This window comes from Corynebacterium renale (assembly GCF_002563965.1).
Classification (GTDB): Bacteria; Actinomycetota; Actinomycetes; order Mycobacteriales; family Mycobacteriaceae; genus Corynebacterium; species Corynebacterium renale.
In genome coordinates, this window is record NZ_PDJF01000001.1 from 654540 (window position 1) to 674534 (window position 19995).

The window sequence follows — 19995 nt, forward strand, 5'->3', positions numbered from 1 at the left end:
TTTCTCCTAATGCTTCTCGACGTCCATGTCGGCGGTCGTCGCCTCTTCTGACAGGTCCTTGCCGCGCGTTTCTGGGATGAAGAACGTCACGATAAGCGAAATGATCACAGTTAACGTGACGTAGATTCCGAAGTGCTGTGGCGACCAGTTTTCACCAATCCACGCCTGCAACGCCGGGACCGTGCCCCCGAAAATGGCGGTGGCCAGGGCGTACGAGAATCCCACGCCAATCGTGCGGATCGAGGTGGGCACGAGTTCCGCCATGAGCGCCGGCAGGATCGAAAGCGGCGCAGCCAACAACACCATCGAGGTTCCCATGCCAATGAGCATGTGCTGCCACGAACCGTCAAGGAACTGCATGAGCGGGTACGTGCTTAGCGCCAGGCCTACGAAGCCGATGATCAGGACTGGTTTGCGGCCGATCTTGTCTGACAGGGCGCCCCACAGTGGCAGCGCGATGATCGCCAGGATATTCGCGGCGACCGCGGTCCACAGCGCGTGCGCCGGATCGGCGTGCAGGATAGAGATGTGGAAACCGACCATCGCAGCCCAGTTCTGGAACGCGATCGTAATGCCCAAGGTCAGGCCAATAATCTGGAGGGCCGGACGCCATGCGCGGGCCATCTCCTTCCACAGGTTCGGGCGCTTCGTGGCCTTGGCTGCGGAGTCTTCGGCAGCGGCCTCGAAGACTTCCGTCTCCTCCAAGCGCCACACGAAGTACAGGGCGATCAAAGAACCGAGGCCGCCCACCAGGAAAGGGACGCGCCACAGGCCGTCGATCATCGCTTCCTTGCTGGTCGAGCTAGTGAGCACCGCGCCCAGCAGGGTGGCCAGCAGGGAACCCACCATGATGGACACATATATTAAGGAAGAAAGCGCGCCGCGATTGTACGGGGTGGAACGCTCCGCGATGTACGCGCCGGCGGCGGGCTGCTCGCCACCATGCGCCAAGCCCTGGACCACGCGCGCCACAACCAGGATGATGGCCGCGCCCACCCCGATCTGCGCGTGCGACGGCGCCAGCGCGATGAGCAGCGTACCAATCAACGCGGTGAGGGAGGTCAGGAAAAGCGAGACGCGCCGGCCACGCACGTCCGAAATGTAGCCGAACAGCAGGGAGCCGATAGGCCGGGCAATGAAGCCGACCGCAAACACGACCAGCGAATTAATAAACGCCTGCGTATCACTTCCGCCGCCCCCAAAGAAGGAGAAAGCGAAGAACGCGGCGAACGTTGTGTAAATACTCCAGTCGAAGACTTCCATCGCGCTACCGATAAGAGCGCCGAAGATCTTCTTTCCGCCCGCGGGCTGTGTTTGTGTGGTCACGAGGTTTTCCAATCGTACTATCTAGACTGACTGGTCCACCCTACCTAGACCGACCAGTATTAGCGAATCGGCGTAACCATTGCACATCTCACCGTATAAGTGTACTGTTACGCCCTGACGCTTGTAGTTTCCCCCTAGAAGGTATTACTTATGTTTAGAAAACTCGCAGCTTCTGTAGCGGCTGCACTGCTTGCCGTCGGAGCGTTTAATGCACCGCCCGCCACAGCAACCGAGAATACGATCACCGACACGGCCGCAGATTATCGCGCGTCCCTTCCACCTGAAGCTAGGATCCAAGACGCGCAGCGTAGCCCCGTTGTCGCAGGCTCTGGCGGGTATACCGACGCTGAAGTAGAAGCGTTGCAGGAAGAAGCTCGACTCAAGCTTGCGTCTGCCCCGATCCGTGCAAGTCGATCAAATTGCATGAGTATTCCTTTCAACCAGTTTCAGGTATGTGGGGCAATTAAAGACCGGTACATCCAACAAGGAGGACCCACCTCCTGGTTACTATGGCCTATTGGCCCAGAACTGCGTAACCCTGACGGGGTGGGGGCACGCCAACAATTCCAAAACGGGTTTATTTACTGGCACCCGGTAACAGGCGCGCACGCTGTTAGTACCCGTGTTGCCCAGGTATGGGCTGCCCACGGGTGGGAAGCAGGCCCTATGGGATACCCGCGTGGTGGTGAAGTCACCTCTACTGGGCGCAGCCCAGTAGAGGGGGACGTATTAGATGGGTGGTTACAAGAATTTCAGGGCGGTACCGTCTACCGGTCGAAGGCAGCTCTTGGGGGACCGCTAGAAGGTGTGGGCCAGCATGTGGCTGTGGTGTGGGGTGCGATCTTAGAACGCTACAAAGCTATCGGTGGGCCGGAGTCAGTACTTGGTTTTCCTATTACCGATGAGCTTGTCGCTAGTGATGGTGTAGGTAGGTATCAGGTTTTTCAGAATGGGATGATCACCTGGCATCCAGCTTATGGTGCGTGGGAGAGTTTTGGGTTGGTTCATGACCTGTGGGATATGCGCGGTGGCACGGATTCTCGGTGGGAGTATCCGGTAGGGGCACCGGTGATGGACCCGGATGTTCCGGTGACAGTAGCCCAGCCCTTTAGTGGTGGACAATTGAGCATTGCGGAGGAGTTTGAGACTGCTGGGGTACGCGACGTTGGCGGTAAGGAAGTAAGCAACCTCCTTATCGAATACCTCAATTACCATAGGATTTCACTAGAGAATGCAATCAAGCCGGCAGGTCTTGCCTCCTCCGAAAGTTTAGCGACAAGAAGTGCACGGTCAGTAAGCGTGTGTCCGTTACCCGATTCATCAACTACAGACTTCGGTGGAATTTCTATTCCTGGGCATTACAATTACTGGGCCTGTCGTGAGTGGCTGAAAGAACTGCCCGCATACGGTCGGCATGACTTCTGCACCAAGAGTCCCGACCAGTTCCCAGCACCTGGACGTAATGCTCGTTTTGAGGGTGCCTGTGCCCGCCATGACTTGTGCATGGATGTTGCCGATACCCAAGGAAACGGTTACGGTCCGTGCAACAAGACCCTATGGAAAGATCTTCATCAAGTGTGTTCCAACAATTACTCCGTAGTGGATCTCCGTCGAAACGGTTGTTTTGATGCACGCGACATCTATTTCATTGCTGTTACGGGCTACCACATTGGGAATCTCTAAGATGAACCGTTTTTCTGTACCCCTATTCTTTGCTATCGCCAGCCTGCCTTTCCTCATCATCACGTATCTTGTTCCCCAGGAGCGTTTGATTTCGATTAGCGTGTGGCCGATCCCCTTCCCTATCTACCTGTGGGAAACATCATTCATGCTCAGATTTTTGTTCCAGATTTGTTGCATTATCTCTATCCCCATGGCTTGGGCGAGTAGGAAATGGCTGTTTTGGATCATCGGATTAACCTTCACAGCTTTCCTGGGAGCTCTCCTAGTTTCCACCGCCGGGACAGGGCCGTTTTATAGTGGGCTAGCGGAGTGGTCAACCCTAATAACTCCACCGTTTATCATTGCGGCAGGTGCTCACCTGATTCAGGACTGGTGGAAACGAAAAAAGAATTCACCGACCACGTGACCGATTCATCACCTCTTCATTTCGCACCCACGACCGCGCACAACAAATTGTCCACGGAATCGCGGACGCTTAGGAGCCAGCAATATATATTACGGCGCAGTCGCCTACCGCACAGGGGATAATCTGTAGCTGCTCACTCGACTTTTACTACCGCTTGGCGTGGGTACTATCGATGGTTTTAACTCTGCGTCGCTGTTTTATTTAATTGCACATAAGGAGCATTTATACTTAGACCCTTTATCCATTGGCACGCTTGGCACAACCCTGGCTAGTCTGAGTTTCCTGGTTTTGCTGATACCGGCTCTACATTCTTGTTCTTTACGTGTGTATTTACCGTGGCATCTTTGCTCTCTATAATGCTGAGGCTGCGTCAGACAATGAAGCAGCCGGACGAACTGCCTAAGCAACGTGGACCGTTTGCCCCTACCCCAGCACCCCGATACCTTTATATCGGAACTATTTGAATTTTTAGATGGGGTTACAAGGTCATGCCGCATAGAAATCGTCCGGAAGCGCTGGACGTTGTCAGTTCATTCCGGGCGTCACTGAGTTCGTTCGGACGGTTCAAGACGGAGGTCCTCGCCGGCCTGGTCGTGGCGTTCGCGATGATCCCGGAGGCGCTTTCCTTCTCTATCTTGGCGGGCGTGGACCCGCAGGTGGGCCTCTTCGCGTCGGCTGCGATTGCTATCGTGGTGGCGTTTTCGGGCGGACGCCCGGCGATGATGAGTGGCGCCGCTGGTTCCGTCGCTCTGGTCATCGCCCCGGTGGTCCGGGATTACGGGATGGACTACTTGATCGCCACGGTTCTTTTCGGCGGCGTCCTCCAAATCCTGATGGGCATCGGTGGCGTGGCTAAGCTGATGCGGTTCATCCCGCGTTCGGTGAATATTGGCTTCGTGAACGCGCTGGCTATCCTGATTTTCTCCGCCCAGGTGCCACACCTTATTGATGTGCCGTGGCTGGTGTACCCGCTGGTGGTCGTCGGCGTGCTTATCGTGTGGTTGCTACCGAAGGTGACGACGGCGCTGCCTTCGTCGTTAGTAGCAATTGTGGTGCTGACCGCCATCGTTGTGGCCGCCGGTTGGACGGTGCCCACCGTGGGCGACATGGGGCAGCTGCCGAATTCGTGGCCTAGCCTGCTGCTTCCCGACGTGCCGCTGAACCTGGAGACGCTCAAGATTATTTTCCCGTACGCGCTGGCGATGGCGCTGGTGGCGACGATGGAATCGCTGCTCACGGCGAACCTCGTCGACGATTCCACCCAAACGCACTCGAATAAGACGCGCGAGACGTGGGGCCAGGGCGTGGCGAACCTGGCGGCCGGCCTGTTCGGCGGTATCGGCGGTTGCGGCATGATCGGCCAGACGGTCGTCGGCGTGCAGGCGGGTGCGCGGACCCGTATGTCCACCTTCATTTCCGGCGTATTCCTGCTGGTCCTGGTGGTGGCGCTGGGCGATATTACCGGCCTGATCCCGATGGCCGCGCTCGTCGCCGTGATGCTGATTGTGGTGGTCAGCACGATGGATTGGCATTCGATCAAACCGCAGACGCTGCGCACGATGCCGCTGGCTGAGACCGTGATCATGCTCATTACGGTCGCGCTGACCGTGTTTACCGGCAACCTGGCGATCGGCGTGATTGCGGGCGTGCTCGTCGCGATGATCGCGTTCGCCGGCAAGGTCTCCAACTTCACGAACATGACCCGCGAAGCAACCGACCACGGCACCACCTACCGGATCTCCGGCCAACTGTTCTTCGCCTCCTCCAACGACCTGGTGTATTCCTTCGCCTACGCCGACGACCCCTCCCCCATCACCATCGACCTCTCCGAAACCCAGATCTGGGACGCCTCCACCGTCTCCACACTCGACTCCGTGCAGCACAAGTACGCCGAGCGCGGCAAAGAGGTCCGCATCGTTGGACTACAGGACGCGCACTCCCGCGAGTTGCTGGAGAAGTTGCGCAAGATCTAGCCCGCTTATCGACGCCCTCCGGCCCGCCAGCGCTGCGACAGGGCGCTTCGCCAGCGCGGGGCGGCCGGCCAGCGTTGCGCGCTTCGCCAGCGCAAACGCGCTGCTCTTAGGAGCGGGAAGTGCGCAGGGACGTGCATATTTATCAGCTGGCGTTAATATCCCAGGTCGCGGGCGTGCGCTAGGCTCCGCGCGACCTGGGATATTAAGTCTGGCTCGTAAGCCTAGCGTTGTGGGCGTGAGCGCGCTTGCAGAAAATCGGAACCTGAAGCCACCCGAATCCCACCGGATGGGAAAGTCCGTGGCGTGCTGGGCGCGCCTCGCCTTAGCCAGCATGCTTGTGAAAGTGGCGTGGACCGGAAGGGCCGGCGCAGTGGCGCCGGGCTGACTATTCCCTTCCGGTTTCAGGCGTGTGGCATGCAAAAGTACAGGTGAGATCTTGGTGCGTACGAAGAATTCTCGGCAGCCCCGCGCAAACACGGCGCCCGCCTGGCCCACAACGCATGCGTGTATCCGCATGTTTATCAGCTGGCGTTAATATCCCAGGTCACGGCTGTGCAGCGTGGCGAGACTGACCTGGGATATTAAGGCTGGCTCGTAAGGCTAGCGTTGTGGGCGTGAATCCTTGACTCGCAAACCTGATACGCCAGGTCGCCAGCACAGCCAGCGTTTCAGCGACCTGGCGTATACAAGATGCGCACCAAATATTCACGGAACCGGCACTTCGGACGTAGCCGTGGCCTGCGTTTGGACCCCTTCACGTCATGCGTTTGGTAACCTTCACAGCCGTCTGCCCAGGTCAGAAACCTACACCCCGAAGAAGAACGCGAAGCCGATCACCAAGATCAGTAATGGCAGCGCCATGCATAGCCCGGCGCAGATCATGAGCCAGGGCGCTTTGGTTGCTAAGCCGACCGCGAGTGCGTATGCGCCGGCTAGGTAGTGCCACCACGAGTAGGCCTGGTCGAAATGACTCGGGGCGTACGCAACAGCCCAGGCCACCGCTATGAGAGCGCTGGCCTGGGCTGTGAGTTTTACGGCGGTCATACGCCGGGATTTTAGTTACAGCACGGACAGAATAATAGAGACGATGACGATGGCGCCGGCGGAGACCGTCGAGAAGCCTCCGATGAGCATGGGGAGCAGGATCTGTTCGCGGAGGGCCTCACGCTCCTTCGGCGTGCGGCCGGTGGCTTTGACCACTTCTTGGGAGATCATGTAGTCGGCGGGGAAGCCGAACGTGGAGGTCAGGGCGACGGGGATGCCGAGGCGGAGGTCCCAGCCGACGAGTTTGGTCATGATGGCGCCGCCGAGGAAGACACCGCCGAAGCCGGCGATCATCATGACGACCAGAATGCCGGCGATGGATGCGAGGTCCGCGAAGGTGAAGCCCGTCAACGGCACGATGACCAGGAATACCAGGCTGGCCATGATAATGCCGAAGGAGCCGGCTTTCTCCAGGGGGCGGCGTGGCACGAGGCCGATGTATGCGCCGATGAAGCCGATCGCTAGGCCCCACAGCGAGTAGCTGACGCCCGTCGCGTCTTCGAGTACGCGGGCGACCCAGCCGAGGGCGACTGCCATGAAGAGGGCGAAGTAGGCGTTGTCGGCGATGGCGTCGGGAAGCCGGATGAGGGTGCGGTGGCCGTCGTTGAGGTCGCCGTCCTCGTCGATGTGGTCCTCGACGTCGCCGACCTCAGGGCCGGGCTCGGGGGTGAGGGTCTCACGGTGGGCAAGTGCGTATCGACGCAGCAACGTCGACGCAACCGGCATCCCCGGAAGACACTGCACCATGAGCAGCATCGATGGGATCATGAGCGCCATCGGATCCAGATCCGGGATGCCCTGGAGGCCCTCATTCATGAGCGTCGTCGCGACAAGGCCACCGGTCATCGGGCCAACCGACGCCGCCGCAATGTCGAAACCGTACAGCCACGTACCGATACCCAGCACGAAGGCCGCCGCCATAACAATGCCCGACACCGCAATAGCGACGGGACGCCACTGCACCAGCAACTTACCAATCGGAATCAGCGAACCCATGTGAATCATGACCGCCGACTGCGCCCACGAACCAAACGCCACGAGCGCGGATGCCATCGCCATCTCATACGGCAAGAAACCGAGGTTAGCCAGGACGAACGCCAGCAGCATGGCCACCAGGATTGATGGGATGCGCGCCTTCGACAATGCGGACAGGATTTCCCCGACCGCGATACACCCCAAAATAATTACGGTCACCGAAAGGACAGACATGATGGGCTTACTCCGCTCTACAATTGGCGGGAGCCTGAATGCAACATCCCGCGGACTTTTCCGTGCTACGCCTCGGGACGGCGCTCCCCTGACCGGTTGCCCCAAGGACAATGGTTGTGAAGGTGCGCGCTAGACGCTGCAGAAAACAGTATTGGTGTTACATATTAGCTTTGCAGGTAAAGGCGAGGCAAGTCACTTTTGCGTTGAGACGGGGTACGTGAATGTCACCGCGAGTTGTATTTCTTGCGCTGTCGCCGGGCGTTACTCCATCCAGTTCGACGAGCCGAGCTACGTTTGTCCGGTCGCATCATCAGGGTAAGACCATCAAAGTCGGTGGGTTTCCAGCTGTGGCGGTGTTCCCTGAACTCCATACCTTGTTCATTTGCCGCTGACTGTACAAGCAATGCCCGGCCATCTTTGCACAAGTCGACAGTGCGCTCCCACAATAGTTCGCGTACGCGCGCGGAAGGGTTACCGACGAATACGCCCGGGCTCAATTCCATGAGCCACTTGGTCAAATCACCACGAAGTCCTGCAGGGCAAGCTGTTACCACGAGCACCATCATGATTTCAGTTCTTCCTCGGCCCAGTTAATCCCGGAAGCAATAACTTCGAGTTCGCTCCACAGCATCAGTTCAGCATCTGAAATGAGATCGTCGTCAGGAATGTCCATGACATACTTCAGGTCAGACACCATGCGCTGCATGAGCCGCTTTTCGACGACCGCGTCCCGGATCTTCCGCCGCACCTCAATGTGTGGTGTTCCTTGCGCTGCCGCCACGGCGTCAAATGCGGCAGGAATTGCAATTTCCGCTTTGTAGAGGTCAGCGATGTCATAGACAAAGGAACGGTCGGTTCCCGTGTGTACAACGCCTAACGCAGGAACAAAGCCGAGACCTGCGATTACTGCGTGTGCTATGCCATAAAGAGCAGCACTTGCAGCGGTCAGTGCTTGGTTTATTGGGGATCCTGAATCGAAGTCATTGGGGTCGTAGCTACGCCGGTCCCAAAAGACTCCGGTGCGCTCTGCTTCCTGCGCGTACACCTTTTTCATGCGTGCTCCCTCACGGCCCCGTAGTTGGGCCATCGTCAGGCCAGAAACGTCCTCACCGGGGAAACGTAACCCGTACATCTTGCGGGCACAATCTAATCGTTTCCGCTGGTTGGTCACAATTTCTGCCTGCGCAATTGCCATGCGGGAAGATTTTGCTGGCGGACGACCGGAGGCGTAATACCGCACGCCACGCTCCCCCACCCATACGGTGGACACACCGGCGTCGCCAAGCAGAGCCATTGCAGCATAAGTAATCCTGGTGCCAGGTCCAAGAAGTAGTGCCGCGAGTTGTGTAGCCGGTACGTGTGCGGTTCCGCGTTTGTCTGTAATGGTTAAAGCGTTTCCGTCGCGGTTAACCACTGCTCGTTCTACGTATAGAAAAGAAATCCGATCACCCATCTGTGCTAATGCATGACGGGTAATCGGAACTTCTTGTGGTGTTGGCATCCTATTTCACCGGAGCCAACGTCATTAGCCCACACCCATAGCCACGGGCGCGCCCAATTCCGTGTGTAAGCGCGTGGCGGAGTGCCTCGGGCTCTGTGACCTCTAACGTTCCTGCAAAGCGCGCCTTAACGATGCGCACCGGGTTACCTTTGGTCCCATCTTGGCGGTTCTTGTGGAATACATCGGTCCAGCGTTGCACAACTCCGGTTTGTTCTAACGCTGACCAGCGTTCCCGTTCCTGTTCAGAGGCTTCATCATCCGTACGTGGAGCAAGGGCGAAACCGTGGAGGTCTGCCTTCTTATATAACCAATCCAGCTGATGACGCGGTGAAACATGTGCTTTAATCTTGCCGCGCTTCCCTTCGCGACGCTCGGAATAGGTCGGATTCGCTACTAATTCAAAACGCCACCGCTGGCCTTTTATCAGTCCGTCCAAGAAACGGGTGTAGTCAGCACTTTGCGCCGGCCGAGTTTCCCATCCGGCCTCAGCGACTATCCCATCTGCTGTAGGTTTCTCAGGTCCAACGATATAGAGCGTATGAGTGTGTTCATGCGAATCGACACGCCACAAGACGCGGGCCTCATCCTCCTGGATGTCCGGTGGAAATGTACTGCGCACAGCAGCATGCAATGCGTTAGTTTCGGTGAGGTATTTACGTCCTGCTCGCCGTGCTGGATTCAGCAAGATTCGTGTAAGTGTTGTCACGCTTTCACCACCGTATCGAAGAAGATGTCGCTACCCAGGATCTGATCTTTACCGTCTGGATTTTCTAAGATCACGTCCTCGCCGCGAACGACAGTACGCCACCCGTATTTGCGATGCTGCGGATCAAACGAAATCGGCACGTCTTGACGGGCGATCCCACCGGCTTCCTGTGGAGTACCGTCACGATAAACAGCCAATGATACTTCCGTAGGAGACTCACGCTTGTGCTGACGCGTTGCGTACCATTCCTTATGTTCACGGAGTGCTGTTTCCGCATCAGCGTCCACGATGCCAATCACCAGACCAGGATGAACTGGGCAAGATCTGCGTCCCATAAACAAGGGGAATGCGGGCTTGCGTAAAGCGCTTGCGATCTCTTCCAAAAACTCTTTGTCATCTGCTTCAACAGCAGCCACGAAGGCAGCGTCCGAAAGGAAATACCTGGTCACCAATTGGGCTGGAGCTGAAGGCTTAGTAATCCATGGTTGTGCCGTCTGGTAGTCCCGCAATAAGCTACCGGATTGGTCGACTCGGATTGCCAAGCGTAGCTCAACTAAATCTTCGACGGGGTCAGTTCGGCGTCGCCCCTGCGCAGCAGCGATGAGGCCGATGATGCCCGATTTCGTCGGCGTCGGGGCGGTAGCCCTCGTTTTGAAGCGTGACTCATCGCCCCAGGACTGCATTGGTCCTTTGAGGAGAAGAAGGAGTGAATGCTTCATTACTCTGCACCTTGCTGGAGCTTCTCGACCTCAGCTACTAGCTTCTCACCGAGCTCAGGCAACGTAACTTCCTGCGCGATCTCTTTGAAAGAATCAGCCAGGTTACCCAAACCGATTACATATGCCGCCTTGGGAACGAAGCCATACTTTTCCTGAACTTCCTTTGCTTCTGTGGCCAGGCGGTCGGCAGCTACCGTACGACGGTCGCGATCATTGTCGGCTTCAACAGGATCTTCGAAAGCATTGACCAAGGAAACCGGACGGCTGTCGCGCACTGTGATGTACACCAGCTCTGGAAGTGTCTGGTTGGCAAAAGTGTTGATCTTGCCGGTGGGCATGGAGGCGACGAACGAATCGACAAAATACTTCAGTGTCTCATTTGCCGCTTGCTGCGATCCCAAGTTCTTTTCTAGGCCTTCCACGTTGACCGTCGCATAGCGGTACAGCGTCGAGGACATCATCTGGACAGTGCCTAGCATGCCTGCGCCTGTTTCTTCGCCAGCTTCTGCAAGGTCATCGACAGCGGTGAAGAAATCAAATTCCGGAGCAGAAGCGTGCACACCAATTGCATGCGCGACTTGGACGGCGGCGTCAACGTTGTACGCTGCGTCGTCAGCAACCATACGTCCAAACATTGCCATGTCAGCAGAATGGTCGGTGTCGAGAATCTCTTGAGCCTCAGACTTCTTGAGCTTTTCGCCCTCTTTCTCAATAAGCGTCGTGACTGCACGCTCAACCTGGGCGGGGCTCAAGAAAATGAGATAGGAGGTCTGCGGATATGGGTTGTGTTCAGTATCTTCGGCATCTTTTTTGGATGGCTTCTCGACGACCGTTTTGATACCTGCAGCTTTGAAAAGTTGCTCTACACGCCCGATAGCATCTGCCTGCGCGACATCTCCACGCTTTTCGAGCAGCCGTGCAATTTGCTCAGGTAGACGCTTGGAACGGCTTCCGACAAGCTCCGGCGAGAAGCGGTCGTTGAAGTCTTTGCGGATTGCTCGCTTCCAGGACTGCGACGAAACACGTTGACGTGACACACCACCAAACACTGCTGATTTCGGAGCACCGGTGTCGTCACGATTGATCAGTGATGGAGGGAGGGTCTGAAGGGCGTGGATATCAATGACGAGGGACATGTTTAATTCCTTTCCAGAATTTTGGTTATTGAATTTCTTGGGCAGTGGCTTCTGCATCTCTTCGTGCAGATAGGCGCAAGGTTCCTGTAGCAAAATCGCGCCCCCAACGAAGCAAGACACGGTCCCGGTACTCCGGATTAGAGAGGCTGCGAAGATCGGCAGCTAATTGCCCGTAGTTGCACGCTATTTCATTGGCTCGAAGCAGCGATATTAACGAACGTAGGTGAACCAGGCGGGATTGCTCGTCACCTGCCACCTGCATTGCGTCGAAACGCATTTTGATGGAACGTGATTCAGTTACGCGGTAAAGCTGACCGCATGCGGTTGCAAAAGAAACGTCGTTAGAGTGCATAGGTTTCTTCGCACTTTGCATATGGATACCGAAAAGGCTCAGCGCATAGTACGCAGCTCGCTCGCTCGGGCTAGGCGCGTCACCTCGTCCAACTTCCCGTTCGCTGAGCGGTGGGTCCAGCGTCAGAAGGACTTCCTGGAGGGCAAGCGGATTAGTGTCGAGTGGCCGCGAAGCGAATTTGCGTAGCTCCGCCAGTGTTCCGCGGGCTAAGGCACCGTCGGCAGTGTTTTGAGAGTTTAGATACTGCCGCTGTAGCCGCGCTGCAGTTTTACCTACGCTCTGACGAAGTGTGGACTGTTCTTCACTCATCAGACGTTCCTCCTTCTTCATTCTTTATTTTTTTTCGTTGGTTAGTGAGCAAAGGCAGGATGTCACGGAGCTTTCGTAACAACTGGTTGTGTAACGATCCAGCGTTGACAATGCGCCCCGTTCCATCTTCACCACCATCTAGCCGTCCGATGAGGGCCTTCGGGCCAGCACCGCGAACGTGTTCGCGCGCCATTTCAAGCACTGCTCGACGGATCGTGCTTTCCCAACGCACGCATTCATCATCAATATTCTCCGGCGTTAAGCCCCGGAGCCAAGCAATGAACTTGGGCTCTAAATCCGTGTAGAGCCGGTCAGCTGCGTCAACGTTGAACGCATAGTCGCCTCCGGCTGCCAGCGACAGCTGACCGACGAAAGAACCTAGTGCTGTGGCAGCATCACGCACCGTTTGCGCTGCATTGCGCACCTTCTGCCGGCTTTCTTCAGAATGCTGCGCACTACGTAGCAGGTGCAATGGAATACCCAGTTGCGAACTGATAATTGTCCCCACAGATGAACTCTGCGGCCCATATTCCATAGACACGATGGACACATCGAGTACCTCATCGACATATCCAACCAACGCTTCGGAACTAAGATTTTCAAGCGTTTGTGGCCTTTTCGGTGGATGCAATTTTTCGCTAAACCCAGAATCCATTTGAGAGACGAGCAAGGCATCCAAAGAATTCCACATGGTTCGCTCCACAGAATATGTCTGTGGATAGTAAGCGAGGATGCCTTTTTTGGTCTGGTTCGGACTGAAGCGGTACGGAGTCATCACGTCACCAAACACGTTCTTACCAGCGTCTGGAATACGGTCACCATTGCCGACTAATACTGCGACTACCTCGCCCCCTTCTGTGAAGAGGCGAATACGGCGTGACTGCCAGGTTGCCAGGTCAGAAGCGCCCTCAGGAGTCATCGCAGCATTAACATCAGCCTCATTGAGGACCCGCTGGGCACTTGAGTCTGGTTTACGTTCCCACACTGGCCGGTCATTCGCAGCATCAGGTCCGATTGCCTCCAGCGTCGTGTTCAGCAACAAGGTATCCAGCAGATTTTCGCCTTGGACAAAAGTACCGCCGGTCATACCAGTCCACCCAGTACCGATGGGATACCCTTTCCCACCTTTCACACGGGGATCGCCTTCTACGCCCGGTTTAATCCCCGAATAGTCGTAGGCTTGTGTGTGAATTAACCAGCGTGCTGCCTCAGCGAAGGACAAAGATGTGCGTCCTGTCCCGGTACGCATCGTGAAATAATCATGTTCCGCTTCCGGGATAATCCTAGAAACTTCTAATGTATTTCCGTTTTTTGTATGCAGGTCTGCGACCTGCATAAATGGGGCTTCATGATCCAGCAGATCAAAGCGATCACGGTATTTTTCCAGGTAGGAAAGTACGGCTTCGTCTCTACCTTCAGCGAGCAAAGCTTTTCGCTTCTCAATGAACCAAGATGACCATTCAAATGGACCATAAGCTCGTGGATTAGTGAAAGATCCTTCTAGGCTTTGATGCTGGGCACGCCAGAAAATCGCCAGCAATGTTCGAAGAACGGCATAGTCCTGTGTCGGTGAATCACCAACAACTCTTAGGACCTTCTCCGATCCGTCAAAAATCGACTTGATTCCTAGGGCCTTAGTCCCCTGCGCGGTCTCGCAGATGATCCACGGCTCTTCAATCAGATTGAAAGACATGCTGCTCACTCCTTTCTCTGTACTCACTTCTACTCAACTTTTATATGGTTTAACCCTAGCGTTAGGCATGGACATCAGCCTTCTTCCCATCGCTCAAAATTTCGAATCCGAGTTCGCTGCTGTAGGTGACCACGAACCGACCCACACGAGCTGTCTTGTCTTCGTCCAAAACGAGAGCGACTTGCCCCTTCAACAGGAAGTGTTTGCTCCAGGAGACGGGAGTGTTGCGTTCCAGTTCGCTAATTACCTGCTCGAAATCGTTCGCATAACGTGTCATTCGCGCAGGTAGCCGAAGCGTGCTGGAAGCAAGATGAAAAGCAGTGGGATAATCTACGTCATTTTCATCCAAGATTTCCATCTCTTTCCCTAGCGGCCGATACCCATATTCCGTTTGAATAATCGGTATCACTTCCACCGTCGGCTCAGCGTCTCTGACCTGAGCCGCTCCGGCTTCTTCATCGGCAAGTGAAAGAGCAGCATTGACTTTGCTAAACAGCTGATTCAACTCTTTAACAGTGAAAGGAGAAGGTGTCCGGAAACCTTTCGATCGCCTATGCGCTTCCGCCTCGCGCTGCGCACTTGTTATTTTGGATTGTTCCCACAGCTCCTGCAGTTCCTCGCCCATTTCAGGTTGGTCGTCGCTATACGTGGCTTGGACCAATCCGGCAATGTCATCGGGGCGATTGAATTCTTTGGGAAGATGAAGCAAGGTTGCAACGAGGATCTTCGGATCGTAAATAGCCATCGCACCGCCATCTATTTCGGGAGTGGGCGCCACTTGCGTAAGTCCTCGAATAAAGATTTTGGGTTTGCGGACCGGCTCTGGGCGATCATGCTCGGAACGGTTATGGCGGTGCAACCTACCTGCGCGTTGAATGATCAGATCCATAGGAGCCAAATCTGTAATCAGCACGTCGGCGTCGATATCCAGGCTTTGCTCCGCAACCTGTGTGGCCACAACTATTTTGGAATCGGGGCGACCATCACCCCTACTAGCCTTTGGCCCCAATTGTTCGCGCAGAAAATCTTCCTTCTGCGAACGCTCCCACGCCATGAAACCCGCATGGTGCAACTCAACCTTTTCGGGATACGCCGAAGATAGAGTTCGGTAGACATCTTGCGCGCGAGCTATGGTGTTGCAGATTATGAGCGCGCAGCCGCCGTCGATAAGCAGTTCATGAGTAAGGTTCTCTAGCTCATCCAAGGAATCCCCGATGACCTGGACAGAAGCTCGAAGATTTGTTGGGTTGGGAGCTGGCGTTGCGAAACTGTAACCATCCGCAGTGCCGACAGTAATCAGGGGATACGAATCGGGCACGTTTTCCAACCTGTGACCCGTATACGCTTGTGCGAGTGCTGCCCGCCGATTCGCAGGCAACGTCGCGGACATCATAATCACGGTAGCGCCGTAGTATGCCAACCACTCAAGTGTTGTTTCTAAATAATCGGAAGTGTAGGCATCATAGGCGTGAACCTCGTCGAAAATGATTATCTTCCCAGCTAGAGCGGCATGGCGAAGCATGGAATAACGCTGCTCCAATGCGAGCATCAGCACCTGATCCACGGTGCCCACAACAATGTTGGATAGCAGCCCACGCCGCTTACCATTCATCCACTGGCTAGCGACGGCCGCACCACCATGTTCCGGCACATCCTCCGCAATATTTTACAGCTTCAGCTTCTTGAACTGTGTCGAAAGCTGATTCTTCGAGTGCGCCAGGTACATTGACGCAACCGTTTCTCGCGCTCCGGTGTTCTTCGCCCACTCAATCGTTCGCTCCAGGATGCCGTTAGCTGTAGACATCGTCGGCGCTGCAAAATATATCCCCTGAGCAGAAGTATTCCGTCCGATGATATGTGCAGCCGCGAGCGCTGCCTCTGTCTTACCCACGCCCGTCTCTGCTTCAAGCATCACGAGCGCAGGACCCTTCAGTTGTCGAGCGCACTCGGCGATGGCCTGCTGCACGCTTTTAGCGTTAAACGAATCGGGCCACCCAAAAGAATCACGATAGAACGTATCCATATCCTTATTAGGCATGGACGTAGTCCACGGGTTGGTTAAATCAGTAAGCGCCATCCCATCTTTCAGGCGGTCCTCCTGAGATTGCTGAACTACCATCGGGAAAGCGTCTGCGTTCGAAGCTATCCAGTCAGCAATGACAATAATTCCAGTGAGAATTTGCGCTACGCCACCCCGGGCAAGGCGGACCTCTCCAAGCTTTTCCAGGACAGGGTAAACATCTAGAGTGTCAGCCATTGCGGTGATGATCTCATCCTGAACCGCCTTCCACGTTTCGGGATAACCATCGAGAATGAGACGAATCGTACGCGCTTCGGAGTCTGCGGAGGCAATGCCGTGGTGAGCATCGACAGTCGAAGCGATACGCCGTGCTAGCAGGGCAGAAATCCCCTGACCCTTAAGCCATTTACTCACTAAAACACCTGACGATATGCCGTGTGGCATCTTAGGTAGCTTTAGCTCTAAATTAGGTTTTTCCAACGTCAAACCTGAATCGTAGACCGCATTTACGATATGCGGATAAGTCATCTCAATCTGTGATTGGAAAGTCATGGTTGCTTTCCCGCAATCATGTACGCCAGCCAGCCATAGGTAAAGAGTGCGCAGTTCTTCGACTTCAATCCCCAGCTCTTTAGCCAACTGACGTTTCACGTTTGCCGCTAACCACACGTCAAACACCGCAGCAGCAGCGCAAGCTGCATCAACTAGATGCTGCGTTAATGAAAGATACCCAGATTCATCGCCTGACTTGGCCCACAAAGAATTGGCCATGGGGCTGCGCCGAGAAACCCACCCATCGAACAGGCGTGCCACATCAAGGACACTTTTCGGAAGTTCATGTCCGACACTCATGATTAGCTTTCTTTTAGATGTTTTCTTCGATGGTTTTGAATCTATCCTGAAAAGTAAAACATGTCAATACCCAATACCCAACTTAACAAGTTTTATTGTGTAAATCTGACGCTCTTAGAGCATTACGGAGCAGGGCTATAGAATGTGGCTCATCCCGGCTTCTGCCGGGATGAGCCCTTGTTAAGTTGGGGCAATTATTTTTCCCTGCACCTGCAGGGACGGACGTAAGCCCCTATTTTCATTCGATCAAGTCGTATGTAAAATAGGCAATCGGCTGATAAAACTCCTGTTCAAGGAGTGTGTTCCCCGCATGCGCGGGGATGAGCCCGAAATGGGCGGCAGAATATCGTTCAGGGCTTGGTGTTCCCCGCATGCGCGGGGATGAGCCTCCCACGGCACGGCCAGGTGCTCAGCATTGACAGTGTTCCCCGCATGCGCGGGGATGAGCCGTGTAAATCGAGGAGTAGGAAAGAAACACCCGAGTGTTCCCCGCATGCGCGGGGATGAGCCCCAGGAAAAACGGCACCTTCACCGACACCATCAGTGTTCCCCGCATGCGCGGGGATGAGCCCCCCGAAAGGACACACCATGAACCTCACATTCCGTGTTCCCCGCATGCGCGGGGATGAGCCCGCGGTCGCAATCGGCCCCAGCTCCGTCGCAAAGTGTTCCCCGCATGCGCGGGGATGAGCCCCGACCAGCAAGAACACACTCCTCCAACGACGCGTGTTCCCCGCATGCGCGGGGATGAGCCCCGTGGCCAAACGTAGCGTGGGAGATCACTGAGGTGTTCCCCGCATGCGCGGGGATGAGCCCTCTGCGCAGGTCAGGTAAATTTCAAATCATGAGTGTTCCCCGCATGCGCGGGGATGAGCCCCGCCCGGCGCGTACGTCAGCATCCGAACCATCGTGTTCCCCGCACACGCGGGGATGAGCCCTCCACCCCACCGGCACCCCAGTCGAGGCACCAGTGTTCCCCGCACACGCGGGGATGAGCCGTTGGCGCCGCGTTTGCCGGGCACGATCTCGAAGTGTTCCCCGCACACGCGGGGATGAGCCGAAACTAAGCTCTTTTTCCGACCAACCACTGCTGTGTTCCCCGCACACGCGGGGATGAGCCCTTTACCGCGCGATTAACTCCATCATTCCACCTGTGTTCCCCGCACACGCGGGGATGAGCCGTTTGCGGTTGGTCTGCGTGTGTCGTGGGAGATGGTGTTCCCCGCACACGCGGGGATGAGCCCCCTTTACGGCGTTGACAACGGCGTACTTTACTGTGTTCCCCGCACACGCGGGGATGAGCCCCGCGCACTGTCTGACATGAAGCTACGCGGGTGGTGTTCCCCGCACACGCGGGGATGAGCCGGTTAAAAGGGAACCCCCGGCTGTGTATGAAGCGTGTTCCCCGCACATGCGGGGATGAGCCGGGGCGGGTCACTGTCCTAGAGGTCACACACGGGTGTTCCCCGCACCGTTCAGCAACCGCCATACAAGGGCCTAGTGTTCCCCGCACATGCGGGGATGAGCCCAACATTCACGCTGGCCACGGGGTTGCTGACTGGCGTTCCCCGCGCATGCAGGGATAGATAATTCTCCAGTTACTATGTCGGAACTCTGAACGCTTCTGATGTCTACAGTTTCACGCCCAGCTTCCGCACCACCACGAAATTAATCCCTGACACTCTCCCCCACCGCGGGCCATAATGGTCCCCATGACTCTTTATGATGACACCCTCGCCCTTTTGCAGCAGTTGATCCGCAACGCGTGCGTCAATGACCTCACCGCCGATTCTGGTCATGAGGTCCGTAACGCAGATACGTTGGAGGAGTTTTTCGCCGCGGAGATCGCGGCCGGTTCGGTGAAGGTGCAGCGTTTTGAGCCGCATCCGGGTCGTCGTTCGGTGGCGTTTACGGTGCCCGGCGCGGACGAAACCGCTGAACCGCTTACTCTTTTGGGACATATTGATGTGGTGCCCGTCGATAAGCCGAAGTGGACCACGGATCCTTTCGGGGCGGAGATTATTGATGGGAAGATTTTTGGCCGCGGCGCGATGGACATGCTCTTCATCACCGCGGCGCAGGCTGCTGTGACCAGGGACATTGCGCGCACCGGCACCCCAAAGGGCACGCTGACGTTTGTGGGGCTTGCCGACGAAGAAGCGCGTGGCGGCCTCGGCGCGGGATGGATCGCCGAGCATGAGCCCAGCGCGTTTAGCTGGAAGAACTGCCTTTCTGAGACCGGTGGCTCTCACTTCGGTGACGGTGCGATCGGGTTCAACGTTGGTGAGAAGGGTGCCGCGCAGCGTCGCATTCACGTGCATGGGGATGCCGGCCACGGGTCCACGCCGTATGGGAAGGATTCGGCCGTCGTGAAGATTGGTGAAGTCGCCCGCCGCATCGCCGCCATCGAACCCCCAGTGACCCACAATTCGGTGTGGCGCGGCTTCGTGCAGTCCTTCCGCTTTGATCCCACCACCGAGCAAGCGCTTCTCGACGGCACCGGCAACTACTCAGCCTTCGGTGACCTCGCAGCGTACGCCCATGCATTCTCCCACGTCACGCTGGCGCAAACGGTGCTGCGTGCCGGCGGCGCGATCAACGTGATGCCCTCGCACGCCTACCTGGAGATGGACATCCGCCCCCTGCCCGGCCAGACGCAGGAAGAAATCGACGACCTGCTGCGCGCCGGCCTGGGCGACCTCGCCGACGAAGTAGAAATCGAGCACCTGCTCACCGAGCCGGCCACCCAATCGCCTACCGAAGGCCCCCTGTGGGACGCGATTGTGACCACTACCAGGGAAATCTTCCCCAACGCCAACGTCGTCCCCGTCCACGCGACCGGTGGCTCTGACCTGCGGTTCGCCCGCCGTCTCGGTGGCGTGGGCTACGGCTTCGCGATGCACGCCGCCTCCCGCAACCTCGCCGACGTCAACCGGCAGCTGCACTCCCACGACGAGCACCTCTACCTCGAGGACCTGGAACTGACCGTGCGCGCATACCGCCGCGTGGCGGAACTCATGCTCGGGGTGTAGGCGCCGGACCGAGCAACAGTCCTACAGTGGGGCT

Annotated in this window: 15 protein-coding genes and 1 CRISPR repeat array; of the genes, 3 read left to right on the top strand and 12 right to left on the bottom strand. The window is 56.5% G+C overall.

The features are described from left to right. Window positions 1–6: 6 nt before the first annotated feature. Window positions 7–1326, bottom strand: coding sequence for an MFS transporter (locus ATK06_RS03170; protein WP_231913570.1), 1320 nt, complete (start codon window positions 1324–1326; stop codon window positions 7–9). 150 nt (window positions 1327–1476) lie between these two features. Between ATK06_RS03170 and ATK06_RS03175 the strand changes: the two genes are divergently transcribed. Together ATK06_RS03175 and ATK06_RS03185 are read left to right on the top strand one after the other, a co-directional pair. After that, window positions 1477–3009: an LGFP repeat-containing protein gene (locus ATK06_RS03175; protein ID WP_098388828.1), complete on the top strand. Its 1533-nt coding sequence runs from the start codon at window positions 1477–1479 to the stop codon at window positions 3007–3009. Window positions 3010–3903: 894 nt separating this feature from the next. Further along, the gene (locus tag ATK06_RS03185) at window positions 3904–5388 is read left to right on the top strand and encodes a SulP family inorganic anion transporter (RefSeq protein ID WP_098388829.1); all 1485 of its coding nucleotides are present in this window, start codon (window positions 3904–3906) and stop codon (window positions 5386–5388) included. An 804-nt stretch (window positions 5389–6192) separates the two neighbouring features. Here ATK06_RS03185 and ATK06_RS03190 read toward each other — a convergent pair. The 11 genes from ATK06_RS03190 to ATK06_RS11420 all read right to left on the bottom strand — a co-directional run bounded on the left by ATK06_RS03190 (window position 6193) and on the right by ATK06_RS11420 (window position 16929). Next, window positions 6193–6432, bottom strand: coding sequence for a hypothetical protein (locus tag ATK06_RS03190; RefSeq protein ID WP_048378688.1), 240 nt, complete (start codon window positions 6430–6432; stop codon window positions 6193–6195). 15 nt (window positions 6433–6447) lie between these two features. Beyond that, window positions 6448–7641, bottom strand: a complete 1194-nt coding sequence (locus ATK06_RS03195) for a hypothetical protein (RefSeq protein ID WP_048378686.1) — start codon at window positions 7639–7641, stop codon at window positions 6448–6450. 224 nt (window positions 7642–7865) lie between these two features. Further along, window positions 7866–8207 carry a type I-E CRISPR-associated endoribonuclease Cas2e gene (cas2e, locus tag ATK06_RS03200; protein WP_048378684.1) on the bottom strand — a complete coding sequence of 114 codons (342 nt, stop codon included), beginning with the start codon at window positions 8205–8207 and terminating at the stop codon, window positions 7866–7868. After that, the gene (gene cas1e / locus ATK06_RS03205; RefSeq protein ID WP_098388830.1) at window positions 8204–9142 is read right to left on the bottom strand and encodes a type I-E CRISPR-associated endonuclease Cas1e; all 939 of its coding nucleotides are present in this window, start codon (window positions 9140–9142) and stop codon (window positions 8204–8206) included. Before cas1e ends, cas2e begins: the two co-directional genes overlap by 4 nt. Window position 9143: 1 nt before the next feature. Then, window positions 9144–9848: a type I-E CRISPR-associated protein Cas6/Cse3/CasE gene (gene cas6e / locus ATK06_RS03210; RefSeq protein WP_098388831.1), complete on the bottom strand. Its 705-nt coding sequence runs from the start codon at window positions 9846–9848 to the stop codon at window positions 9144–9146. Next, a complete protein-coding gene (cas5e, locus tag ATK06_RS03215) occupies window positions 9845–10567 on the bottom strand; it encodes a type I-E CRISPR-associated protein Cas5/CasD (RefSeq protein WP_048378678.1) in 723 nt (240 codons plus the stop codon). The genes cas6e and cas5e overlap by 4 nt, the downstream gene beginning before the upstream one ends. After that, window positions 10567–11703, bottom strand: a complete 1137-nt coding sequence (gene cas7e, locus ATK06_RS03220) for a type I-E CRISPR-associated protein Cas7/Cse4/CasC (protein ID WP_048378677.1) — start codon at window positions 11701–11703, stop codon at window positions 10567–10569. Before cas7e ends, cas5e begins: the two co-directional genes overlap by 1 nt. 25 nt (window positions 11704–11728) lie before the next feature. Continuing rightward, on the bottom strand, window positions 11729–12364 hold the full coding sequence (casB, locus tag ATK06_RS03225) for a type I-E CRISPR-associated protein Cse2/CasB (RefSeq protein WP_048378674.1): 636 nt from the start codon (window positions 12362–12364) through the stop codon (window positions 11729–11731). Further along, window positions 12357–14057 carry a type I-E CRISPR-associated protein Cse1/CasA gene (gene casA / locus ATK06_RS03230; protein ID WP_048378672.1) on the bottom strand — a complete coding sequence of 567 codons (1701 nt, stop codon included), beginning with the start codon at window positions 14055–14057 and terminating at the stop codon, window positions 12357–12359. The genes casB and casA overlap by 8 nt, the downstream gene beginning before the upstream one ends. Window positions 14058–14118: 61 nt before the next feature. Continuing rightward, a complete protein-coding gene (gene cas3, locus ATK06_RS11415; protein WP_231913569.1) occupies window positions 14119–15708 on the bottom strand; it encodes a CRISPR-associated helicase Cas3' in 1590 nt (529 codons plus the stop codon). A 15-nt stretch (window positions 15709–15723) separates the two neighbouring features. Continuing rightward, window positions 15724–16929: a CRISPR-associated endonuclease Cas3'' gene (locus ATK06_RS11420; RefSeq protein WP_231913568.1), complete on the bottom strand. Its 1206-nt coding sequence runs from the start codon at window positions 16927–16929 to the stop codon at window positions 15724–15726. A 299-nt stretch (window positions 16930–17228) separates the two neighbouring features. Next, a CRISPR array of direct repeats spans window positions 17229–18355; the repeat unit is 28 nt; unit sequence GTGTTCCCCGCACACGCGGGGATGAGCC. Between the two features lie 286 nt (window positions 18356–18641). Here ATK06_RS11420 and ATK06_RS03240 point away from each other — a divergent pair. After that, entirely contained in the window at window positions 18642–19961 is a 1320-nt protein-coding gene (locus tag ATK06_RS03240) for a M20/M25/M40 family metallo-hydrolase (RefSeq protein WP_098388832.1), read from the top strand. The last annotated feature ends 34 nt before the right edge of the window (window positions 19962–19995 follow it).

Coding starts and splice junctions, on each gene's coding strand:
- cas7e (WP_048378677.1), bottom strand. CDS start 11,703: ATGTCCCTCGTCATTGATATCCACGCCCTTCAGACCCTCCCTCCATCA.
- ATK06_RS11420 (WP_231913568.1), bottom strand. CDS start 16,929: ATGAGTGTCGGACATGAACTTCCGAAAAGTGTCCTTGATGTGGCACGC.
- cas2e (WP_048378684.1), bottom strand. CDS start 8,207: ATGATGGTGCTCGTGGTAACAGCTTGCCCTGCAGGACTTCGTGGTGAT.
- ATK06_RS03190 (WP_048378688.1), bottom strand. CDS start 6,432: ATGACCGCCGTAAAACTCACAGCCCAGGCCAGCGCTCTCATAGCGGTG.
- cas1e (WP_098388830.1), bottom strand. CDS start 9,142: ATGCCAACACCACAAGAAGTTCCGATTACCCGTCATGCATTAGCACAG.
- cas5e (WP_048378678.1), bottom strand. CDS start 10,567: ATGAAGCATTCACTCCTTCTTCTCCTCAAAGGACCAATGCAGTCCTGG.
- ATK06_RS03195 (WP_048378686.1), bottom strand. CDS start 7,641: ATGTCTGTCCTTTCGGTGACCGTAATTATTTTGGGGTGTATCGCGGTC.
- ATK06_RS03175 (WP_098388828.1), top strand. CDS start 1,477: ATGTTTAGAAAACTCGCAGCTTCTGTAGCGGCTGCACTGCTTGCCGTC.
- casA (WP_048378672.1), bottom strand. CDS start 14,057: ATGTCTTTCAATCTGATTGAAGAGCCGTGGATCATCTGCGAGACCGCG.
- casB (WP_048378674.1), bottom strand. CDS start 12,364: ATGAGTGAAGAACAGTCCACACTTCGTCAGAGCGTAGGTAAAACTGCA.
- ATK06_RS03240 (WP_098388832.1), top strand. CDS start 18,642: ATGACTCTTTATGATGACACCCTCGCCCTTTTGCAGCAGTTGATCCGC.
- ATK06_RS03185 (WP_098388829.1), top strand. CDS start 3,904: ATGCCGCATAGAAATCGTCCGGAAGCGCTGGACGTTGTCAGTTCATTC.